Annotated in this window: 21 protein-coding genes; 13 read left to right on the top strand and 8 right to left on the bottom strand. The window is 68.9% G+C overall.

All coding sequences use genetic code 11. The features are described 5' to 3' along the window. The first annotated feature begins 128 nt into the window (after positions 1-128). Entirely contained in the window at positions 129-1,439 is a 1,311-nt protein-coding gene (locus AB0M63_RS12540) for a sensor domain-containing protein (RefSeq protein WP_366019336.1), read from the top strand. A 44-nt stretch (positions 1,440-1,483) separates the two neighbouring features. Then, entirely contained in the window at positions 1,484-2,143 is a 660-nt protein-coding gene (locus AB0M63_RS12535; RefSeq protein ID WP_355916811.1) for a response regulator transcription factor, read from the top strand. Here AB0M63_RS12535 and AB0M63_RS12530 read toward each other — a convergent pair. The 3 genes from AB0M63_RS12530 to AB0M63_RS12520 all read right to left on the bottom strand — a co-directional run bounded on the left by AB0M63_RS12530 (position 2,126) and on the right by AB0M63_RS12520 (position 5,074). Then, complete coding sequence (locus AB0M63_RS12530) at positions 2,126-2,878, bottom strand: ferritin-like domain-containing protein (RefSeq protein WP_366019335.1); 753 nt, start codon at positions 2,876-2,878, stop codon at positions 2,126-2,128. The genes AB0M63_RS12535 and AB0M63_RS12530 overlap by 18 nt on opposite strands. Before the next feature lie 118 nt (positions 2,879-2,996). Beyond that, positions 2,997-4,577 carry an MFS transporter gene (locus AB0M63_RS12525; protein ID WP_366019486.1) on the bottom strand — a complete coding sequence of 527 codons (1,581 nt, stop codon included), beginning with the start codon at positions 4,575-4,577 and terminating at the stop codon, positions 2,997-2,999. A 29-nt stretch (positions 4,578-4,606) separates the two neighbouring features. Continuing rightward, positions 4,607-5,074 carry a hypothetical protein gene (locus AB0M63_RS12520; protein ID WP_366019334.1) on the bottom strand — a complete coding sequence of 156 codons (468 nt, stop codon included), beginning with the start codon at positions 5,072-5,074 and terminating at the stop codon, positions 4,607-4,609. Between the two features lie 252 nt (positions 5,075-5,326). On the opposite strand from AB0M63_RS12520, the gene AB0M63_RS12515 reads away from it, so the two are divergent. Together AB0M63_RS12515 and AB0M63_RS12510 are read left to right on the top strand one after the other, a co-directional pair. Continuing rightward, positions 5,327-5,854 (top strand): TetR/AcrR family transcriptional regulator, encoded by a 528-nt coding sequence (locus tag AB0M63_RS12515; protein WP_366019333.1) that lies wholly within the window; start codon positions 5,327-5,329, stop codon positions 5,852-5,854. Positions 5,855-5,996: 142 nt separating this feature from the next. Beyond that, positions 5,997-6,836, top strand: coding sequence for an alpha/beta hydrolase (locus tag AB0M63_RS12510; protein WP_366019332.1), 840 nt, complete (start codon positions 5,997-5,999; stop codon positions 6,834-6,836). A gap of 299 nt (positions 6,837-7,135) precedes the next feature. On the opposite strand, the gene AB0M63_RS12505 is transcribed toward AB0M63_RS12510, so the two are convergent. After that, positions 7,136-7,543 (bottom strand): hypothetical protein, encoded by a 408-nt coding sequence (locus tag AB0M63_RS12505; RefSeq protein WP_366019331.1) that lies wholly within the window; start codon positions 7,541-7,543, stop codon positions 7,136-7,138. Positions 7,544-7,545: 2 nt separating this feature from the next. Then, on the bottom strand, positions 7,546-8,331 hold the full coding sequence (locus AB0M63_RS12500) for a GntR family transcriptional regulator (protein ID WP_366019330.1): 786 nt from the start codon (positions 8,329-8,331) through the stop codon (positions 7,546-7,548). Positions 8,332-8,436: 105 nt separating this feature from the next. On the opposite strand from AB0M63_RS12500, the gene AB0M63_RS12495 reads away from it, so the two are divergent. From AB0M63_RS12495 to AB0M63_RS12480, 4 genes are all read left to right on the top strand, one after another. Then, positions 8,437-8,844: an NUDIX domain-containing protein gene (locus AB0M63_RS12495; protein WP_366019485.1), complete on the top strand. Its 408-nt coding sequence runs from the start codon at positions 8,437-8,439 to the stop codon at positions 8,842-8,844. Between the two features lie 46 nt (positions 8,845-8,890). Continuing rightward, complete coding sequence (locus tag AB0M63_RS12490; protein WP_366019329.1) at positions 8,891-9,319, top strand: ATP-binding protein; 429 nt, start codon at positions 8,891-8,893, stop codon at positions 9,317-9,319. Next, positions 9,313-9,705 (top strand): hypothetical protein, encoded by a 393-nt coding sequence (locus AB0M63_RS12485; RefSeq protein WP_366019328.1) that lies wholly within the window; start codon positions 9,313-9,315, stop codon positions 9,703-9,705. The genes AB0M63_RS12490 and AB0M63_RS12485 overlap by 7 nt, the downstream gene beginning before the upstream one ends. Before the next feature lie 346 nt (positions 9,706-10,051). Next, entirely contained in the window at positions 10,052-11,260 is a 1,209-nt protein-coding gene (locus tag AB0M63_RS12480) for a hypothetical protein (RefSeq protein WP_366019327.1), read from the top strand. 1,285 nt (positions 11,261-12,545) lie between these two features. On the opposite strand, the gene AB0M63_RS12475 is transcribed toward AB0M63_RS12480, so the two are convergent. Beyond that, complete coding sequence (locus tag AB0M63_RS12475; protein ID WP_366019326.1) at positions 12,546-12,899, bottom strand: hypothetical protein; 354 nt, start codon at positions 12,897-12,899, stop codon at positions 12,546-12,548. Positions 12,900-13,344: 445 nt separating this feature from the next. Between AB0M63_RS12475 and AB0M63_RS12470 the strand changes: the two genes are divergently transcribed. From AB0M63_RS12470 to AB0M63_RS12450, 5 genes are all read left to right on the top strand, one after another. Then, a complete protein-coding gene (locus tag AB0M63_RS12470) occupies positions 13,345-14,154 on the top strand; it encodes an LppX_LprAFG lipoprotein (protein WP_366019484.1) in 810 nt (269 codons plus the stop codon). Between the two features lie 25 nt (positions 14,155-14,179). Next, a complete protein-coding gene (locus AB0M63_RS12465) occupies positions 14,180-14,494 on the top strand; it encodes a hypothetical protein (protein WP_366019325.1) in 315 nt (104 codons plus the stop codon). A gap of 117 nt (positions 14,495-14,611) precedes the next feature. Beyond that, a complete protein-coding gene (locus AB0M63_RS12460; protein WP_366019324.1) occupies positions 14,612-15,028 on the top strand; it encodes a hypothetical protein in 417 nt (138 codons plus the stop codon). A 106-nt stretch (positions 15,029-15,134) separates the two neighbouring features. Next, positions 15,135-15,650, top strand: a complete 516-nt coding sequence (locus tag AB0M63_RS12455; RefSeq protein WP_366019323.1) for a putative immunity protein — start codon at positions 15,135-15,137, stop codon at positions 15,648-15,650. Between the two features lie 398 nt (positions 15,651-16,048). Beyond that, a complete protein-coding gene (locus AB0M63_RS12450) occupies positions 16,049-17,383 on the top strand; it encodes an alpha/beta fold hydrolase (protein ID WP_366019322.1) in 1,335 nt (444 codons plus the stop codon). 89 nt (positions 17,384-17,472) lie between these two features. On the opposite strand, the gene AB0M63_RS12445 is transcribed toward AB0M63_RS12450, so the two are convergent. Continuing rightward, positions 17,473-18,666, bottom strand: a complete 1,194-nt coding sequence (locus tag AB0M63_RS12445) for a cytochrome P450 (RefSeq protein ID WP_366019321.1) — start codon at positions 18,664-18,666, stop codon at positions 17,473-17,475. Next, positions 18,663-19,367 carry a ferredoxin gene (locus tag AB0M63_RS12440; protein ID WP_366019320.1) on the bottom strand — a complete coding sequence of 235 codons (705 nt, stop codon included), beginning with the start codon at positions 19,365-19,367 and terminating at the stop codon, positions 18,663-18,665. Before AB0M63_RS12440 ends, AB0M63_RS12445 begins: the two co-directional genes overlap by 4 nt. Positions 19,368-19,399: the final 32 nt, after the last annotated feature.

The following is a 19,399-nucleotide window of genomic DNA, read 5'->3' as shown; positions in this document are numbered from 1 at the left end:
GTCACCGACGCTATGGATCGGCACCCCCCGCGGCCGATCCCGCAGCCCGCCCGGTTCGGGGTACAGCAGGCTGTACTCCCTCGCCTCTCGGGTGACGGTGAACTCCGGCGCGGCATAGGGTCGTTCGCATGGCAGCGAGCACGAGCGAGGCGGGCGGTGCGTCGGCGGGCCGACCGGAGAAGCGCGAGAGCGGCGAGAGCGGCGAGAGTTTCAAGGGCATCGCCCTGCGAACGCTGAGTGCCGCCGGCCGGGCCGTCGCCCAGCTCGTCTCCGGGTTCAACACGGGCCTGCCGGCTGTGCTGTTGTTGCTGTGGCTGGCCCTGACCGCCGTGACGAGCGTCGTAGGCGTAGGACTGCTCATGGCGCCCGCGTCCCTGCGCGCGCTGCACGCCCTGGCCGGCCGGGAACGCGACCGGCTCGCCCGCTTCGGCCCCGAGATCGCGGCCCCCGAACCCCCGCCCACCCAACTGCGGGCAGCCCTCGTAGACACGACCACCCGGCGCGAACTGGCCTGGCTGCTACGACACTCCACGACGGGTGCGCTGCTCGGGCTGCTCGGCGTCCTGCTGCCGATCCTCGCCGTACGGGACACCGCGTTCCCCCTGTACTGGAGGTTGATGCCCGAGGGCGCGACCGCCACCTCCGTGGGCGTGGGCAACGCGCACACCTGGGCGGACGCCCTAGCCGTGACGCTGCTGGGCGTGGGGTGGATCGCCATCATCCTGGGGCTGACTCCCGGGATGGCCCGGCTGCAGGCGGGGCCCGGGCGGCGGCTGCTGTCGGCCGGACCGGACGCCGATCTCTCCCTGCGTGTAGCGGAGTTGACCGCCACCCGGGCCGCCGCGCTCGACGCCCACGCCACCGAACTGCGGCGCATCGAACGCTCCCTGCACGACGGCGCGCAGAACCGGCTCGTCTCCGTCGCCGTACTGATCGGGGCGTCCCGCCGTATGGTGGCCCGCGACCCGGCGGGCGCCGACGAACTCCTCGAACGCGCCCAGTCCGCCGCCGAACAGGCGCTGGCCGAACTGCGCACGGTCGCGCGCGGCATCCTCCCACCGGTACTGGCCGACCGGGGGCTGGCGGGCGCGCTGTCCGGTCTCGCCGCGAACTGCGCGGTGCCCTGCCGGATCGACGTGGACGTGCCCGAGCGCTGCGCCGCGTCCGTCGAGGCGACCGCCTACTTCGTCGTCGCCGAGGCCCTGACCAACATCGCCAAACACAGCGGCGCCCAGCACGCCACCATCACGGCACGCGGCGCCGACGGCCGCCTCCTCCTCTCGATCGAGGACGACGGCCGAGGCGGCGCCGACGAGGACGACGGCTCCGGCCTCACCGGCATCCGCCGCCGTATCGCCGCCCACGACGGCACCCTGACCCTGAGCAGCCCACCCGGGGGCCCGACCGTCCTGACAATGAACCTCCCCTGCGGCTCATGAGTCCGAGACTGACGGGCCAGGGAACGTGAGATATGGAACCTGACATGCGCATCGTGATAGCCGAGGACGACCCCTTGCTGCGCGAGGGCCTCGCCCTGCTGCTGCGTGCCGAGGGCCTCGACGTCGTGGCCACCGCGGGCACGCCCGACGAGGCGCTCGACGCCATCGACGCGCACAAGCCGGACGTCGCCATCCTCGACGTACGGATGCCGCCGACGCACACCGACGAGGGCATCGTCGCCGCGGTCGAGGCCCGGCGTCGGCGGCCCGATCTGGCGGTGCTGGTGCTGTCGGCGTACGTCGAGCAGAGCTTCGCGACCGAGCTGCTCGGCGGCGGGGTGAACGGCCTCGGCTATCTGCTCAAGGAACGGGTAGGCCGGGTCGAGGAGTTCCTGGACGCCCTGCGGCGCGTGGCCGCCGGCGGCACCGCCATCGACCCCGAGGTCGTCGCCCAGCTCTTCACCCGCTCCCGCCAGGACACCCGCCTGGACCGCCTCAGCCCCCGCGAACGGGACGTACTCGCCCTGATGGCCGAGGGGTTGGGCAACTCCGCCATCGCCGGGAGACTCGTCGTCACCGACGGTGCCGTCCACAAACACATCCGCAGCATCTTCGCCAAGCTCGACCTGTCCCCCACGGACCAGGTGGACCGCCGGGTCGCGGCCGTCCTGCGGTATCTGGAGGATCTACGACGGCTGTCCTGAGCCGCGGGCTCCCGGCGACCACGCGTCCGGCACCGGCGCCAGTACCGAGGAGACCACCCCGCCGCCCAGCGCGACGACGTCCGCCGCGAAGCGGACCCGCCCGACACCCAGCCGCCGTAGCGCCGAACCATGGTCGACGGCGACGACGAGGGTGACCGCGAGGAGCAGGAGTCGCCAGAGGGACATCACGGGGCGGCGCAGCGGGCGGGGCAGTTCGGCAAGGGACGCGTGCAACCGGTCGCAGTGGAACGGGACATGGCGTTGCTCGTCGGCCAGGATCCGGGCCGCCACGTCCGAGGTGAGCGGGTCGCGGGTGCCGTCGCGCAGGGCCCGGTAATAGCGCAGGGCCACCACCTCCGCGATCATCAGCACCAGCAGTTCCATCCGCAGGCCCATGAGCCGCCGCAACCGTACGAAGACCGTGTCGCTCCAGTGCCCGCTCAGCGTCGGCACGCCCCCCGCGGCCAGCAACCGGGCGAGCAGCCGGGCGTGGTTCTGTTCCTCGGCGACGAACAGCCGGACCGCCCGCGCGTAGTCCGCGTCGCCGGCCTGGTCCGCCTTGCCGATGAGGTTCGTACCGTCACCGTCCTCGCCGATCTGGAAGCGCTGGATGCCGGCCCACACCGCCGGCGGGAGCGTCGCCCCCTGCTCCCAGTCCGGGTCCCCCTCGGCCGCCCGCCGCTCCCGTTCGTCCTCGAACCGCTGTGTCCACTTGGCGAATCCGTCCGTCCGCACCCGGTCTCCCCTCCCTGGCACTCCCTGCGACACGGCCACCGTGCCCTGGAGAGGGACGACGCCGAGCGGGCACCGAACCGTTCCACGGCGGCCCGCACTTGCGACGGAAGTCAGGGCCTCACTGTTCACATTCGCACCACTCAGGACCCCGGCCGCGTCCGGAACCGCCGGACGCCGATCGCTCCGTACCCCCGCCCCGCGCCCCCACAGAGATCAGCAGAGCGGCCGTAGCAGCCACCGCGGCGGCGCAAAAGGCGGCGCTGTAACCCGATTCCGTGGGCACCGCCGAGCCGCCGCCCGCCGACCCCGCGACGATCGCGGTGGCGAGTTGGGCGCCCGCCGCGCCGCCGATGGTGCGGAGGATCGTATTGACGCCGGTGGCCGCGCCCGTCTGCGCGGCGGGCACGGCGTCGACGACGAGCCCACCGAGCGACGCGAAGGCAAAACCGTAGGCCGTCCCGAGCGCGGCCCCGGCCGCCAGAAAATGCCACAGCCGGTCGTGGACCACGCCCAACGACAACAGTGTCGCGGCGGCAAGTGCCGCGCCGATACGGAACGTTGTGCCATTGCCGGTACGAGCGGCGAGCCGCGCGGAGACGGGCACGGCCAGCAGCATGCAGACGGCCATGGGGGCGATGACCAGCCCGGTCCGGGCGGCAGAGAACCCGAAGCCGTAGCCGTAGCCACTTGCGTAGCCATGGCCGTGATCGCCGCCGTCCGGAGTCTGGACGAACTGCGGGATCAGTGTGACCGCCGCGAACATGGCCACGCTGATGATCACGGTGGCCGTGTGGGTCGCGGCCAGCCCCCCGCCCCGCAGCAACCGCAGGTCGAGCAACGGCGCGGCGGCACGCGCCTCCGTGAACACGAAGCCGGCGCCCAGGACGAGCGCGCCGCACAGGACACCGACCGTGAGGGGCGAGGCCCAACCCCACGTACGGCCCTGGCTGATACCGAGGAGAAGGGCGACCAGGGTCGCGGCGAGGAGGAGAGCACCCGAAAGGTCAAGCTGCGTACGGAAGTTGGCGCGGGCGTGGCCGAGATGCCGGCTCGGTCCGTCGGGACGTAGCGCGAGGATGCCCGCCAGCGCGGGCAGCGCGAGGGCGAGCGTGAGCAGGAACAGCCAGTCCGTCCCCAGGGCGTCCGCGAGGGGCCCGGCGACCGCCATGCCGACCGCCCCGCCCACCCCGAACATCGCACTCAACGAAGCGACGACGCCGGGCAGTTGGCGCTCCGGTACCCGGCGCCGCGCCAGCCCGAAGGCCACCGGAAAGGCGCCCCCGGACAGCCCCTGCACCACCCGCCCCACGAGCATCCCCGCGAACCAGCCACCCCGGTCGGCCACGGCCGCCAGCGCGCTGCCCACGGCGAGGCACAGCAGACACACGACCATCACCCGCCGGTACCCGACGAGATCACCGATCCGCCCGGCGACGGGGGTGGCCACGGCCGAGGCCAGCATGAACGCGGTGAGCAGCCACGCGGCGGCGGGCGGGTCCAGCCCAAGTCGCCGCTGGAACAAGGGAAGCGCGGGCACGACGACGGCCTGGGCGAGAGCGACCCCGAGAGCACAGAGCAGAAGAACAGGAATGACGTAACGACTGCGACCACTACCTCCTCCCCCTCCCCCTCCCGGCCCCCTCCCTTCGGGGTCGCCGCCCGGGGCCCGCCGTCGCCCGCGCACCGCCTTCACCAGCATCGCGGACAGGGCCGCGAGGGCGATCCACATCAGACGCCCGCCGGACCGAGACGGGCCGCCGCCCACGCGCGGGCCCGATCGAGGTCGTCGGTGACGAAGGTCGAGCAGCCCCACAAACGTTCACCGGCGGCTATCGCCTTGGCCTTCTCCTCCTGCACGGCGAGGGGAACGACAAAGGCCAAACCACGGCAGTGGGCGCGCAGTTGTGGCCGCAGCAGGGCGAGCGCCCGGACACGTTCGGTGGCTACGGCCGTCCCGGCCCGACGCGACGGCCCGCTCGGCGGCATCAGCAGTACGGCACTGAACGCCGTACCGCGCGCGACGGCCGCCCGCAGGGCTCGTACGACCAGGTCGGGAGCCTCGTCGGGTCCGGCGCGGGAGGCGTCCAACTCGACGACGGGACTTTCGGTGGCGCGGTTCTCGTCGGCGGGGTTCTCGGCGGCGCGGTTCTCGGCGACGGGGTTCTCGGCGACGGGGTTCTCGGCGATCGGTTCCATGGGAGGGCTCCTGGGAAGGTCGACGCGACAGACAGCTGAAGCAAGGGGACCCTAACATGATTAGTGACCAGTGGTCACTAATAGCCCCGCCCGCCCACGCCCCCTACCGCTAGGCTCCTGAAGGTGGCCGACAAGACGGAAGCGAAGAGACCGGGAACGGGAACGGGAACGGGAACGGGAACGGGATCGGGACCGGGACGGGGACAGAGGCAAGGACCAGGCCGCCCGTCCCGACTGAGCCGCGAACTGATCGTGACGACCGCGCTGGACTGCGACCTGGCCACGCTCACGATGCGGGAGTTGGCGACCCGCCTGGGCGTCTCCCACTCGGCGCTCTACCGCTGGGTCCCCGACCGCGACGGCCTCCTCGACCTGATCAGCCAGGTCATGGTGGAACGCATCCTGCCGCCGGACACCCCCACCCCCGAGACCTGGCGCGCCTGGCTGGCCCGGCTCGCCTGGGCCATGCACGACGAGTTCCTCGCGGTACCCGGTTACGCCGCCTACGTGGCCCGCCCGCACCGCCACAACCCCGACTCCTTCGGCCGCCTGCGCGAACGCGTCGTAGCGGCCTTCATCGCGGCCGGCGCGGAGCCGCCGGAGGCGGAGCAGAGCTGGTACGTGTTCGGACTGGGCGTCACACAGTGGCTGGGCACGGCGGAGACGGACCTCGACCTGGGCACGACCCGCCCCCGCTTCGACCTGTTCCTGGACACCGTCCTACGAGGCCTTCCGGCCCGCATGCCGGTCGAGCACCCACACCCCGGCACGACTGACTGACACCTAAGACTCCCCCTTGGAGGGACGAGGAATGGTCAACCCTCACCATGAGAGTACACTTGCATAAAGAGAGCGAACCCCCTAACTTCATGAGAGCCAGCTCTCAGCAAGCGAGCCCGAACGACATGACAAGGGACCCACCATGACCACGCCTGCTTCCACCCCGGCCCCCACGCCCGCCTCCACCCGAACCGTCGACCTCCCCGGCGGACTCTCGGTCACCATCCAGGAGTTCGGCGAGAACACCGAGGGCACCGGCGTGCTGATGCTGCACGGCGGCGCCGGCCCGCGCACGGTGACCGGTATCTCAACCGCCCTGTCCGAGCACGCCTACGTCGTGACACCGATCCACCCCGGCTTCGACGGCACACCCCGCCCGGACCGCTTCGACACCGTCGCCGACCTGGCCATCGCCTACCTGGACCTGCTCGACACCCTGGACCTGAAGGACGTCCTGGTGGTCGGCAACTCCGTCGGCGGCTGGATCGCGGCGGAGATGGCCCTGCGCGACAACCAGGGCCGGATCGCCGCGCTGACCCTCATGAACGCGGTCGGCATCCACGCCCACATGGCGGAGAACCGCGTCGTCGACCCGCGCACCATGACCCCCGCCGACATCAGCCAACTCTCCTTCGCCAAGCCCGAGTTCCGCCCCGACTTCACCTCGCTCACCGACGAACAGCGCGCCACGACCGCCGCCAACCAACAGTCCCTCGCCATCTACGGCGGCGAACACTTCACCTACGACCCGAAGCTCCGCGCCCGCCTCCACCGCGTCACCGTCCCGGTCCTGGTCATCTGGGGCGAGAAGGACGGCATAGCCCCCTTGAAGTACGGCCGCGGCTACGCCGACGCCTTCCCCAACGGCCACTTCATCCCGATCACGGACGCGGCCCACTTCCCGCAGATCGAGGCGCTGGGGGCCACGCTGGACGCGATCGGCGAGTTCGTGAGCACGGTGAAGCGGGACGCCTCGGCCTGACGGACCGCCCGCTCCGTGGACAAGGCCCGGGTCAGGGACCTGAGCCTTTGTGGTGCCGGTGGCGATCAACTGCCGGGTGGACAGAGCATGTCGGTGTCGCGGCAGATCACTGCGTATCCCGGGAAGCCGTCGTCCGGCCACGTCAGGAGAATGACCACGGGCTCCGTCATCGTCGGTGTCATCGGAACCTTGTTGGGGGTAGCCACGGATGGGAACGCGAAGACTCCCTCCGGGATGCGAAACGCGGCATCTACACCGAGTATCTGAGATCGATCAGCGCGAGCTACGTTCAGGCGACGTCAGGACAGAGAGACCGCTCCGAGGACGCCGGGCTCCTCGCCGCTACCGCCGAGATCGAGATCCTCTCCGGGCGGCATGTCGCCAGACAGGCGCGTGACCTCATAAACGCAGCCCTGGATGTGCACTCCCGCGTCGCCGAGCGTACGGCCGTAGCCGAGGCTGCAGTTGGGGCCGTAAACCAGCGGCGCTAACTCATCCGAGCGGGTGCAGACGCCCCAGTCCCGCCCCAGCTCTCCACTCAGCGCGACCCAGAACCGACAGCCACCGCACTGCTCGTCGAACCAGTCGTCCCGGTATCCGGGCTGATCGGTGGGCCTGTTCCGCGCCGGCAACCAACGCTCGTGGCAGGCATCGTTGTGTTCACGATCGTCACCCGTCCAAGCCCCGCCCGGCATCAGGTGATCCACCCTCACGTGGCCGGGAGTTGGTAGGAGAGGACGTACGAGTCCGCCGCCATGACCGTGTAGCAGACCTCCACGGCCCGCCCCTCCGTGTCGTACGCAGTACGGATGAGATGGATCACGGGCACACCCGCGGCGAGCCGAAGCGTCTTGACCTCGGTCGGCGACGGCATCCGGGCGCGGATCTCTTCCTCGAAGTGGTCGAGGTGGTGGCCGAGTTCTTCGAGGCGAGCGTAGATGCCGCCGGGGCCGGGGTTGGGTTCGGCGATCTGCGTGCCGCGCGCGATGTCGAGGGGGAGGTAGGAGGTGGCGAACTCGACCGGCTTCCCGTCGAGGAGATACCGGCGCCGGCGGGCGAGCACACGCCGTACGGAACCTAGCCGGGTGGAAATGTCCTGACTGGCCTTCTCCTCCTTGACCTCCAGGCTGTCGACCTGGGGATGACTGCCGGCCGCGTCCGCCTCCACGATGAACGCCGACTTGCCCTGCTCGCGGTGGCGGCGGGCGAAGCGGTCGGAGGCGAGACGCCGTACGGGAGGCCGGGGCCGCACGAAGACGCCCTTGCCGTGCTCGGCATGCACGAGCCCTTCGCCCTGGAGGACGGAGAAGGAGTTGCGGACGGTCATCCGGGAAACCCCGTAGTGCTCGACGAGTTCAGCTTCGGAGGGCAGCTTCTCCCCCTCATGGAACCGCCCCCGGTCGATGGCCTCGCGCAGTTGGTCGGCGATCTGCCGGAAGACCGCACGATCACTCGTGGGGTCGAGATCACCGAGCACGCTCGGAAGAGACGTCACATGCACTCCCTTAGATATCTAGACGAGTGGGCGAGTGTTGTTGCTACGGTGGAGCCTAGCCAGCCGGGAGGGCCGAGGAACGTGAGCACTGACCGTCCGCACTCCGTGAGCGTCGCCGGAGTCATCGTCGACGACCACGGCCGCGCCCTCCTGATCAAGCGCCGCGACAACGGCAAATGGGAGCCCCCGGGCGGCATCCTCGAACGCGAGGAGACCATCCCCGAGGCCCTCCAGCGCGAAGTCCTCGAAGAAACCGGCATCAAGATCGCCCTTCCGGCGACCCTCACCGGCGTCTACAAGAACATGACGGGCCTGATCGTCTCGCTTGTCTTCCGCTGCCAGGCCGCCGACGGCACACCCACCACCGGGGACGAGACCCGCGCACTGCGCTGGGCCACCCGCGAAGAAGTCACCGAACTCGCCGACGAGGCATACGCGATCCGAGTCACCGATGCACTCGACGCGATGTCCCCGCCGGCCATCCGCGCCCACGACGGCGTGAAACTCGTCTAGCCCGAACCCGCTGCACATGGCGGCCTACCAGCACGAAGGAACTTGTATGCACGAGTATACGAGCACTGCGCGGGTCTGGGGACTCACTTGCCCAGGTTTCCCCGAAGAGGTCAGCAGGGCGCGGCGCTGGACGCGGGACATCCTGCGCGGCTCGCCCCTGGCCGAGGACGCGGAACTGATCGTGAGCGAGCTGAGCGCGAACGCGATCCTCCACACCGCGAGCGGTCGGGATGCGGGCAGTTTCCACCTGGCGCTCGCGGTGTCGCCGCAGGTGGTCGCCCTGTCGGTGACGGACGGCGGGGGTGCCGGTACGGCTCCGAAGGCCGAGCACCAGGACCAGGAGGCGGAGCACGGCCGGGGGCTAGGCATGGTCAGCGCGATCGCGCACCGAGTCGTTGTCCACGACAGTGACGGCGGCCACACGGTCACCGCGGAACTCTTCACGGACGTACGCCGAGGCGGTCACCCATGCTGAGCACGGCGTTGAGCCCAGGCTTCTGGTGCGAGTGCTGGACCCGGCACCTGGACGACGGCCAGCCGCCGACGCTTTTCGGCTCGTACGACGCGTACACCGAGGTCGAGGCGAACAACTGGGTCTCCGAGATCCTGCGCACCATCTCACCGGCACTCGACACCGACGCCTCCGAGGAGGCATGGGAACGGCTCTACGACCACCGCGTCAACACCCGCAGAGCCCTGCTACACCGTGTTCCCTGGACGGTGTCCGTCCCCCACGCCCGCACACTCACCACCTGGACCGTAAGCCCCGTGACCTTCCTGCCGCTCGCACACCGCCAGAACGCAGAACTCCCCACATGCGCATACGACTTCAAGCCCCACATGCCCCGGACGACCGACTGAGTTACAACTTTCTCTACTGGTTCAAGGCGGCTCGCTCCGCTCCCCGCGCGCGGCACGGCCCCCGGCAGGGCCTGCGCTCCTGTCTCCGCCCCGCTCCAGCCCGGCCGGCGCCCGTGCCGCGCTGCTGGCAAGCAGCCGCCTGGTGCCAGGAAAAGGGTCACGCCGTTGCTGGGCGGTCAGATCCAGAGCCTGCCCGAGTCGCCAACAAGCGTACGGCCCCCTGATCAGGCTGGACCCCAGACCGGGTAGGCCACCGGCCAAACCCACCCCGTCAACGTCACACTTCTGCTAGAACGGCCGCAGAGGGGCAACTTCAGGATCTTGAGAGCCACTTGCAGGGGGCGAAGTGAGCACGTTCAACGTTCAGGTGATCAGCAGTCCCGGCGCCACACTGGACCCTGAAAAACCAATGTGGGCGCATGACGGTAAAGAACTACTCGCCTACGACGTTCAGTTTGTAAAGCCCGCGCTCCTAGTGGCGGACAAGATTACCCTACTGTCCGACAGAAATGACATGCACTACTGGGCTGGCGTTGAGATATCGCGAATGCGCATGCCCCTACCGGTAGCAGTTCAATTCCGCCTGGTCTCAGAAATGAGACACCCTTTCGACATGAATTCGATAGGCGTCAACGATCACCATCTTGCGCCGGTAGAGGAAGCTAAAGCTGCACAAAGAGGAGGGGAGGAACTTTTCGAATTTTGGCGTCGCCACGAAGAGAAAGTCGCAGAATTCGCTCGGCGCGTTTATGGCATGTGGGACCAAAGGCGCAAAGAACTTGAGGACGGGGAACTGAAGGCGGCGATACAATCAGGCATCCTGGAGAGCATCCGTTGGGATACAAGGGAGCGCAGTCAAGCAGAGATGCACGCTGAGCTTGATCACGATTATTTCGCTGGCTCTATTGGCGCAATGCTGGAAAAGGCACAAGACCCGCACGTGATTCCAATGCTGGATCCGGGAACCCGAGCGCTGATCGGCATGGAAGACCTCAGGTCCGCCAACCGTATCCTTGAGGTTCCCGACGGCGCAATGATCGATCACGGGTTGGTCGCCATCAACACTTTGGGAAATATTCCGGGAATTCACGATCTATCGATTGCGGAGATAATCGACGTCAGGAATTCCCTTAGTGATTACCTTCCAGCCTTCAGGTCGGAAATGATCAAAATGGCGGACTCCATCTCGGAGGTGGCCGATCTTTCGACGGCCGATATTGCTTACGAAGTAAACAAGAAATGGGATCGCGACATAGCCCCAGCCATGACGGAAGTGAAACGAGCTGTCGCAGCTGCCAGGTATCCGAAGAAGCTGATCGACGTAGTGCTATCGGAACGTTCGGGAATGGCAACGGCAGCTGCATCCATCGTGCTCGCAGCAGGAAGTTTCGCGGCAGGCCTCTCGACGCTTATCCCGGCTGCCGCGACAGCCGCCTACCCATTCCTGAAGGCTCTGAATGAGAGAATTCGCGAACGGGACGACCTCGAAGGGAACAGTCTCTATTTTCTGTATGCGGCGAACCAAATGATTAATGAGCGTCGGCAGCGTGCTTAATTTGGATGCACGGGTCGTTCAACTTGACCGGGCAGATAGTGCAGCCCCGGCAAGGCTCTACGACCCGGCCGGCGCGACTTGCTCTGGTCGACAACATGGTGGCGTGGCTGAGACCGGTGGGGGGTGCAACGAGGCACACGCGCGCCGGTGCGGTCGGCTGACCCGCCATCGTGGCTGGCTGTCGTCGGCTCAGGATCAGACACTCCGGGCCCAGCTCCACCAAGGGCGTTCGAGGCGAAGGGACCGTGCCATTCGCGTGCCAGATCGCGCGGGGAACAGCGGGGGACTGGCCCGGGCGCGGCCAGGGTTCTAGGCCACTCCGCCGCAGGTCAGCGCAGCAACTGACGCCAAGAAACCCAAGCTTCCCAAGCTGAGGGCTTCAGCGAAGACTGCTGATACTTCCTGCGAGGGGTGTAACCCGATACAGATCAAGTATGACGACTTAATTCCGTCTACACCGCGAAATCAATCAACTTCTGTCATGCCGGCACAATGTGCCCACACCCCCCTTATCGTCTGGCCAACGCGCGGCGAGGGGGAACACATGACCTGGCGACGGCCTGCCTGGATGACCATGAACGTCTGGACTGTGACTTCAGGAACGGTCCTGATAGTCATCGGCGCCCTGAGCGTCTACCTCGCAGTCCCTGCCTCCCCCAAGACGCCGCCCACGGATTACACGATCACGGCACCGGACGATGCGGACCGGGTCGGGTTATGCCTCCCCGCCATCAAAGGCACCGGACCGCTTCCCAAAGAGGGGTCACTCTGGCTCGTGGTCCACGGAGTCGGCAACCGGGGTTACTACTTGTCCCGACAACTCCAGCCAAACAGCAGCGGCGCAGGTTGGGTCGCCGGCTCTCTCCAGGTAGGCAATGCCGCCACTCCAGAGGGGCAGCAGTACGAACTAATCGTTTGGCGGCTGGATGCACGGGCGACGGACTTCGTGAATCATGTGTTCACCGCGGAGGGCCTGCCAGTACTCGTTGGCCCACCGCAGGGGGTAACCGCCGTGGCGCACGTAACAGTTGCCCGGACGGCCGACAAGCGCCCTTGCTGAAAGCCAGCCCGGAACCCGAGCCGCTGGCGTACCCGGTCGGCAACGCTACGGACCCGCCAGGTCAGCCGTCTCATTTTCCGTCTCATTCAGCACCGTTCATAGCCGTTCAGGCGAGACCCTAAGTCGTCTCCGCAGCGGCGACCGACCGCCCATGAACCAAGGTGAACACCCCCGCACCCAACCCACGACCCAACCACCACAGTTGGAAAGCGTGTAGGCGCCACGTCAGGACTCCACATCGCTCGGGTACGCCCACAATCGGACCTCCCACGGAACTTCACCGCTCGATCGTTCAGCGACGTACCCCGGCGGCATTCCGGCCAGCTCGATGAGGGACGGGTCATGGGCCAGAACGTGATCCATGTGCGCCACGATCGAGGCATCGTCCGCATTCGGATCATGGAGGCCATCGCACAGAAGCCAGTCGTCCTCATCATCGTGGATCACCACCAGGGCCGGAAACTCCGCGTCCACGACTGTGCGTTGCACCACCGCCAGCAGCCCCGCGGGGAAAACGCCGGCGAGGAACGGCCAAGTGATGTCCGGCTGCATCGACCCCATGCCCGCATCCTCGTCCACGACTTGAGGCCCGCCACGGCTGGGGTGCCTGACCCGCTACGCCACGCGTGCGCCTTCGGTGACCGAGCGCCCCGAGCGCCGCACTACAACCGCACCGCACCCCCACCCCCACCGCAACCGCAACCGCAACGAAGCGGAGAACAGCCGGGAATCACGGTGAAAGCGCGCATCCCCGACGATGCCATCGCCCGACCCCTCACCCAGGTCAGCCTCCGAGCCGCCGTCCCACCCACCCACCGACCCCCCAGTTTCCCAAGCCGAGAGTCCCACCACGCGTACGGCCGCCGAACACGGCGCGAGCAGTCTGACCCAGTCACCTCACAAGCCTCAGCAGATCTCAGCACGCACCCCGAGTTAGGCTCGCGACCTTGGCATGCATCTGCCATCCACCTTGGGGGTTGTGGGAATGTCCATCCTTGTCTCCGTACCGCGCAGAGCGACGGGCATGACGTTCGCGGCAGTACTACTCGCAGGGGGATCGGTTGCCTGCGGAGGCGGTGCCAAGGACGCCTCCGTGGGGGCGGACCCGCACCAGGTGACTCCCGCGGCGGCCGTGGCGAAGGCGGCGAAGAACTCCGAGGGCATCACCTCGCTCCACTATCGGATCAGCGGGACCGTGCCGGGGAAAGGCCGGCTGGAAGGCGAGGCCTCCATGAACACCCAACCGCCGGCCATGAGTTTGAAGATGACCATTGCGGCCGGCCAGGGCGGGAACGGCCAGTTGGAGATCCGGTTCGTCGACAAGGTGATGTACGTCGGCGGAAGCGCGGTGCGCACAAAGAAGCTGAACGGCAAGAGCTGGCTCAGCGCCGCGCCGGCCATATGGGGGCGCGGTGGGGTGGACAACCAGTCCTACGGCGTACTGCCCAGCCAGCTACAGGCAAGCCCAATCGCCCAGTCCACGCTTCCTACCGGGTCCAAGAACCTGCGGCTGATCGGGACCGAGACGGTCGACGGCGCCAAGACCACGCACTACAAGGGGACGGTCAACAGCAAGGACCTGGCTGGAGAGCGCCTCGATCAGTTCACGCAGTTGGAAGTCTCCGACCCGCTCACCATGGACCTGTGGATAGACGGCGACCACCGCACCAAACAGTTCCGTATGCGGGCCGAGCACAATGACGACATGGTCGGCACCGGAGACGGGCCGCTCGACCTGACCATCACCTTCCTCGACATCAATCAGCCCGTGACCGTCAAAGCGCCGCCGACCAAGGACACCACCCCGCTCGCGGCCGACGCGCAGACGGGCTGAGCGACGCTCTGACCATGATTGCCCCATGCCCGAGTTCAGTTGGCCCGACCGCTCGCAAATGCCGGCCTCGGAAGACATAGACCGAAGCTGGCCGGCAACGGTCTCCGCACTCCCCCTTGGAAGTCACGTCACCGGACGGGTCGTCGGCCGACAGCCGTTCGGCGTCTTCCTCCTCCTCGACGGCGCCCCGAACGCGGTCGGCCTCGCCGAGATCACCGCCATGCCGCACCCCATGGAGCTGCCCGACCTGGGCGCCACCGTCGCCGGTGAGGTGATCTGGCACGCCGACCACAACCGTCAGGTGAAGATCCGCCTCGACGACTGGAAAACCCCCCGCTGATCAGTCACTGGCCGACCACCGCTCCGCACCACACGGCCTCATCCACACCCTCGTCGACCTTGTCAGTGCCGCCTGCTCTACTCGATCGCAGAACCCGGTGAGCGACGGGAGCGAGACATGGGTGCGCTGTACGACTACTTCCACGCGACCGACCACACCACAGCGGTGGACCAGGCCATCAGCCCCATCTGCTCCATCGGCCCCATCGGCCCCAAAGGCAACTGGCTCCAGGGGTCGTCGCTGAAAGAGACGGGCGGCGGCGCGGGCTGGATCGATACGAAGGGGCTGGATCCGGACATCGTCCTGGCCCAACTGGTCGCCTACGCCGAGGCGCCACCCTTCACCGATCAGTTGGACAAGCCGGAACCGATCCGGCCCGAGCCTCCGTACCCCCAACGCGAGCCCACCGACCCCAACTCCCCGACCGCTGGCGGGACATCCATGCCGACCTGCCCGAGGACGCCGTACCGATGGTGGTGGCCCAGTGGTACGAGATCGAAGAGATCGACTTCGCGGTGCCGGTGCAGCCTGTGAACCGTCGGCGTGGCTGAGGACAGTAAGGGTGGACGACCACCACCACCCGAATCCACCTGAATCCACCTGAACGTGAACCCACTTGAACGCAGGAGGGACCCCCACCGTGATCCTCCCCAAGGTCCGCGACCCCCGCTTCGTGACCATCCGCCGCGGCGGGACCCTCACCGACGCGGATCACCATCTCCTGGCCCTATGGGCCGCCTCGTGCGCGGAGCACGTCCTTGGCCTCTTCGAGTCGGTGCGGCCCGAGGATCCGCGACCGCGCCAAGCGATCGAGCACGCCCGGGCCTGGGTGCGGGGCGAGGTCCGGATGATGCAGGCCCGTGCGGCGGGTGGGCGCGCGATGGGGGCGGCCAGGGAGTTGCGCGGGGCGGCGCGGCATGCCGCGTACGCCGCCGGGCAGGCCGGCGCGGTCGCCCACGTCGCCGCGCACGAGCTCGGCGCGGCCGCCTACGCGATCAAGGCCGCGCGTGCGGCGGCGCCGGAAGGGGAGGGCGAGGCCGCGGGGCAACTGGAGTGCCAGTGGCAGCGCGACCAGCTCCCGGCGGCGATCCGCGAGCTCGTCCTCGACGACCAGCGGTTGCGCAACGATATCTGCTGGTCGGTGTTCGACTGCTGAAGTACCCGGGTCAGAGCGGAAGTTGGTCGGCCCTACGACACGGAAGGGCCACGTCCGCCGCGTCGGTGAGCCGGTGTGTCGGCGTGTCACCGCGCCGGTGAGCCGGTGTGTCGGTTGTGTCATCGCGCCGGTGAGCCGGTAGCCGAGATCCAACGCGCCGCCCTCGCCGCCCCCACCAGCCCATCGCCAACCGCCGCGCCGACCCCCACCCACCACACAGCGAACTGACAGTCAGCCACATTACCGAACCGTAACCTACCAACGGGTATCACGAGTAACTTACCCGCAGGTAAGTTCCAGGCGAACCACTTTCGGGCGGCGCGAGCGGACACGCGTGGGACGCGTGTGTGCGTACCCGCGCCGCCGTTTCCTGACGGCCGCTCCACAGGAGGTTCGCCATGCCCGCACGCAAACGCATACTGGCCGCGGCAGTCACCGCCGCCGCCTGCCTCGGTACCCAGGCGCTCGCCATCACGGCGGCCGGTGCCGCCACCGCGTCGGACGAGGTCGTGTCCAGAGGTGTCACGATCCCGGCGTTCTACAACCCGCCGACCACCCTGCCCGCCGCCGACGGCACCCTCGTCCGCAGCGAGCCCCTCCCCCTCGCCCTGAGTCTGCCCGGCCTCGACGGCACGCTCCCCGGCACCGCGACCCGGCTGATGTACAAGTCCACCGACTCCAACGGTCAGCCCGTCGCCGTCACCGGCGCCTACCTCGAACCGTCCGCCGACTGGTCCGGCAGCGGCCCGCGCCCCCTCGTCGCGGTCGCCCCCGGCACCCTGGGGCAGGGCGACCAGTGCGCCGCGTCCATGGGCCTGGAACACCCGCTCACGGTCAACACCCAGACGCTGTCCGTGGGTTACGAGGACCTGGCGATCTACCGCCTCCTCGCCGAGGGCGTCGCCGTCGTCGTCACCGACTACGTCGGCCTGGGCGCCACGGACCGACTGCACACCTACGTCGACCGGGTCGACGAGGCGCACGCGGTGCTCGACGCCGTACGCGCCGCCCGCTCGGTCGGCGGAGCCTCGGTCACCAGCGCCTCACCGGTCGGGCTCTACGGCTACAGCCAGGGTGGCGGGGCGACCGCCGCTGCTGCCGAACTCGCGTCCTCCTACGCCCCCGACGTCACCCTGTCCGGGACCTATGCCGGAGCCCCGCCCGCCGATCTGACCTCGGTCACCAAGGCCATCGACGGCAGCGAACTCGCGGGCGCGCTGGGCTGGTCCCTCAACGGCTTCCTCCAGTCCGACCCGGCCCTCAAACCCCTCGCCGAGGCGCATCTCAACGCCGCCGGAAAGGCCGCGCTCACCGATCTGTCGACCATGTGCGTCGGCGACGCGCTGCTCGGCTACGGCTATACGAAGAGCACCAGTTGGACCACGGACGGGCAGTCCATCAGCGACATCATCGCCGCGACTCCCGCACTTCAGGCCTTCCTCGACAGCCAGCGCCTCGGCACCCTGAAACCGTCGGGGCCCGTCCGGCTGGCGACCGGCGTCAGCGACAACCTCGTACCGCACGCGCAGGCCCGCCAACTCGCCCTCGACTGGTGCGCGAAGGGCGCCGACGTCATCTACAAGCCCGTCGTCCTGCCAAGTGTCGGCAGCGCGCTCCTCAACCACCTCGCACCCCTGCTGACCGACCAGGGCGACGCCATCTCCTGGCTCACCGCCCGCCTCTCCGGCAAGCCGGCCGCCTCCAACTGCTGGACCATGCCCGCCCAGCCCTGATCGCCAACTCCTTTGCCGTGTCGCACCGTCGCCTGCCCGGTCGCGGGGCGCACACGGCGAGCCGGTGATCACCCGGACTGATCCACCGGTCAGGCCCAGGTCACCGGGAGAGCCCTCAGCCCGTACACGATCGCCTCCCGGTTGTACGCGAGTTGCTCCGGCGGGACCGCGAGGCGCAGGCCGGGCAGGCGGCGGAGCAGGGTGGTGAGGACGGTCTGGAGTTCCACGCGGGCCAGGGTCTGGCCCAGGCACTGGTGGATGCCGTAGCCGAAGGCGACATGGCGGCGGGCGTCGCGGGTGAGGTCCAAGTCGTGGGCCGCGCCGAAGAGTTGCTCGTCGCGGTTGGCCGTGGACAGCATGCAGATCACGCCCTCGCCGGCCGGGATCGTCACCTCGCCCACCCGCACGGTCTCGGTCGCCGCGCGTCCCAGGCCCAGATGGATGATCGTGAGGTGGCGCAGGAGTTCCTCAACGGCCCCCCGCACCAGGCCCGGTTCCGCGCGCAGCAGGTCCGCCTGGTCGGGGCGGCGCAGCAGGGCGAGTACGGCGACGGCCGTCATGTTCGCGGTGGACTCGTGCCCGGTGACCAGCAGCAGGAAGCCCAGCGAGGCCGTCTCCTGCGGGGTCAGGTCGTCGCGGGCGGCGAGTCGGCTGAGGATGTCGTCCGTGGGGCGGCGGCGTTTGCGCTCGGCCAACTCCGCCAGATAGCTCAGGAGTTGGGCGTGTGCCCGCTCCGCCTCCGGTCGGGTGGTGCGGTTGTCGAGGAGGGTGCGGCTGAGCGACTGGAACAGGTCGTGGTCCTCGTACGGCACCCCGAGCATCAGGCAGATGACCAGCGAGGGGATCGGCAGGGCGAAGTCCGCCACCAGGTCGGCCGACGTACGTCCCTGGGTCATGCGGTCCACGGCCCGGTCGACGATGTCCTGGATGCCCGGGCGCAGTTCCTCGATCCGCCTGACCAGGAAGTCCTTGCTGACCATGCGGCGCAGCCTGGCGTGTTCGGGGTCGTCCATGCGGATGAAACTCGGCCGGGCGGTGGCCAGTTCACGCTGTCCGGCGGAGAGGAAGGGGAAACCCGGAGTGCGCGCGTCGGCGCTGAAGCGCACGTCGGACAGTACGGCGCGGACCTCGTCGTAGCCGGTGACCAGCCAGCACGCGGTGCCGTCCGGCAGCGCGGCACGGGTGACGGCGGCCTCACGGGCGGCCTCGGTGTAGGCGGGCGGTGGGTCGAAGGGGCAACTGCCGTAGGGAGAAGGGAGGTTGAGGGGGGCGACCGTCGTCATGGGCGAACCGCCTCCTCGTGGGTGACGAGCGTGATGGCTCCGCTGGGGCACAGGTCGGCGGCGAGACGCAGCTCGGCGGCATGGCGCGACTCCGGCTCCGGTACGAGGAGGGTGGCCCGGCCGTCCGACTCGTCCTGGTCGAACACCTCGGGCACGGCGCCGACGCAGTGGCCCGCGCTGCAACAGCGTTCCCGGTCCAGGAGTACGGCGAGGGACGACGGTCGCGGGGCTTCGTTGTCGGAGGGGGTGCGCAGGACGTTCAGGGTGGTGCACATGGTGGCGGTCTGGCCGGTCAGGACCAGCAGTTCCACGAGCTGCTCGGGGCGCAGGGCGCGGGCCAGTCGGTCCCAAAGTCCTTGTGGGACAGGGATGTTGGCGGCCAGCAGGTCGGCCGCCGCCAGGAGGGTGCGGTCCTCGTCCGTCCAGGCGTGGGAGTCCGGGTCGGCCGCCGTCGCCTCGATCTCCGCGTTCGTCAGCCCGGCGGTCGCGGCCGGAGTGCGGTGCCGCCGGTGGACGTAGGGCGCGTCGAGCCGGTGCGCCACGCGCAGGACGATCAGTTCGCGCCTGCGGTGGCCGAGGGTTCCCTCGTGGGTGAGGACGCGGGCGAGGGAGAGCCAGGCGTGGGCCAGCACGGGGTGGTGGGCGAGGGTGCCGAACAGGTTCTCCCGGCCGGGGCCGTCCTGGTGGGAGTCGGCGAGCAACGACCGTAGGGACGGGGGCCATTGGGCAGGAG

It is taken from the genome of Streptomyces sp. NPDC051576, from assembly GCF_040681835.1.
GTDB lineage: Bacteria > Actinomycetota > Actinomycetes > Streptomycetales > Streptomycetaceae > Streptomyces.
Note: the sequence above shows the minus strand (reverse complement) of the source record. Positions and strands in the feature narration are given on the sequence as shown.

Coding starts and splice junctions, on each gene's coding strand:
- AB0M63_RS12540 (WP_366019336.1), top strand. CDS start 129: ATGGCAGCGAGCACGAGCGAGGCGGGCGGTGCGTCGGCGGGCCGACCG.
- AB0M63_RS12535 (WP_355916811.1), top strand. CDS start 1,484: ATGCGCATCGTGATAGCCGAGGACGACCCCTTGCTGCGCGAGGGCCTC.
- AB0M63_RS12525 (WP_366019486.1), bottom strand. CDS start 4,577: ATGCTGGTGAAGGCGGTGCGCGGGCGACGGCGGGCCCCGGGCGGCGAC.
- AB0M63_RS12520 (WP_366019334.1), bottom strand. CDS start 5,074: ATGGAACCGATCGCCGAGAACCCCGTCGCCGAGAACCCCGTCGCCGAG.
- AB0M63_RS12510 (WP_366019332.1), top strand. CDS start 5,997: ATGACCACGCCTGCTTCCACCCCGGCCCCCACGCCCGCCTCCACCCGA.
- AB0M63_RS12490 (WP_366019329.1), top strand. CDS start 8,891: ATGCACGAGTATACGAGCACTGCGCGGGTCTGGGGACTCACTTGCCCA.
- AB0M63_RS12485 (WP_366019328.1), top strand. CDS start 9,313: ATGCTGAGCACGGCGTTGAGCCCAGGCTTCTGGTGCGAGTGCTGGACC.
- AB0M63_RS12470 (WP_366019484.1), top strand. CDS start 13,345: ATGACGTTCGCGGCAGTACTACTCGCAGGGGGATCGGTTGCCTGCGGA.
- AB0M63_RS12465 (WP_366019325.1), top strand. CDS start 14,180: ATGCCCGAGTTCAGTTGGCCCGACCGCTCGCAAATGCCGGCCTCGGAA.
- AB0M63_RS12460 (WP_366019324.1), top strand. CDS start 14,612: ATGGGTGCGCTGTACGACTACTTCCACGCGACCGACCACACCACAGCG.
- AB0M63_RS12450 (WP_366019322.1), top strand. CDS start 16,049: ATGCCCGCACGCAAACGCATACTGGCCGCGGCAGTCACCGCCGCCGCC.
- AB0M63_RS12445 (WP_366019321.1), bottom strand. CDS start 18,666: ATGACGACGGTCGCCCCCCTCAACCTCCCTTCTCCCTACGGCAGTTGC.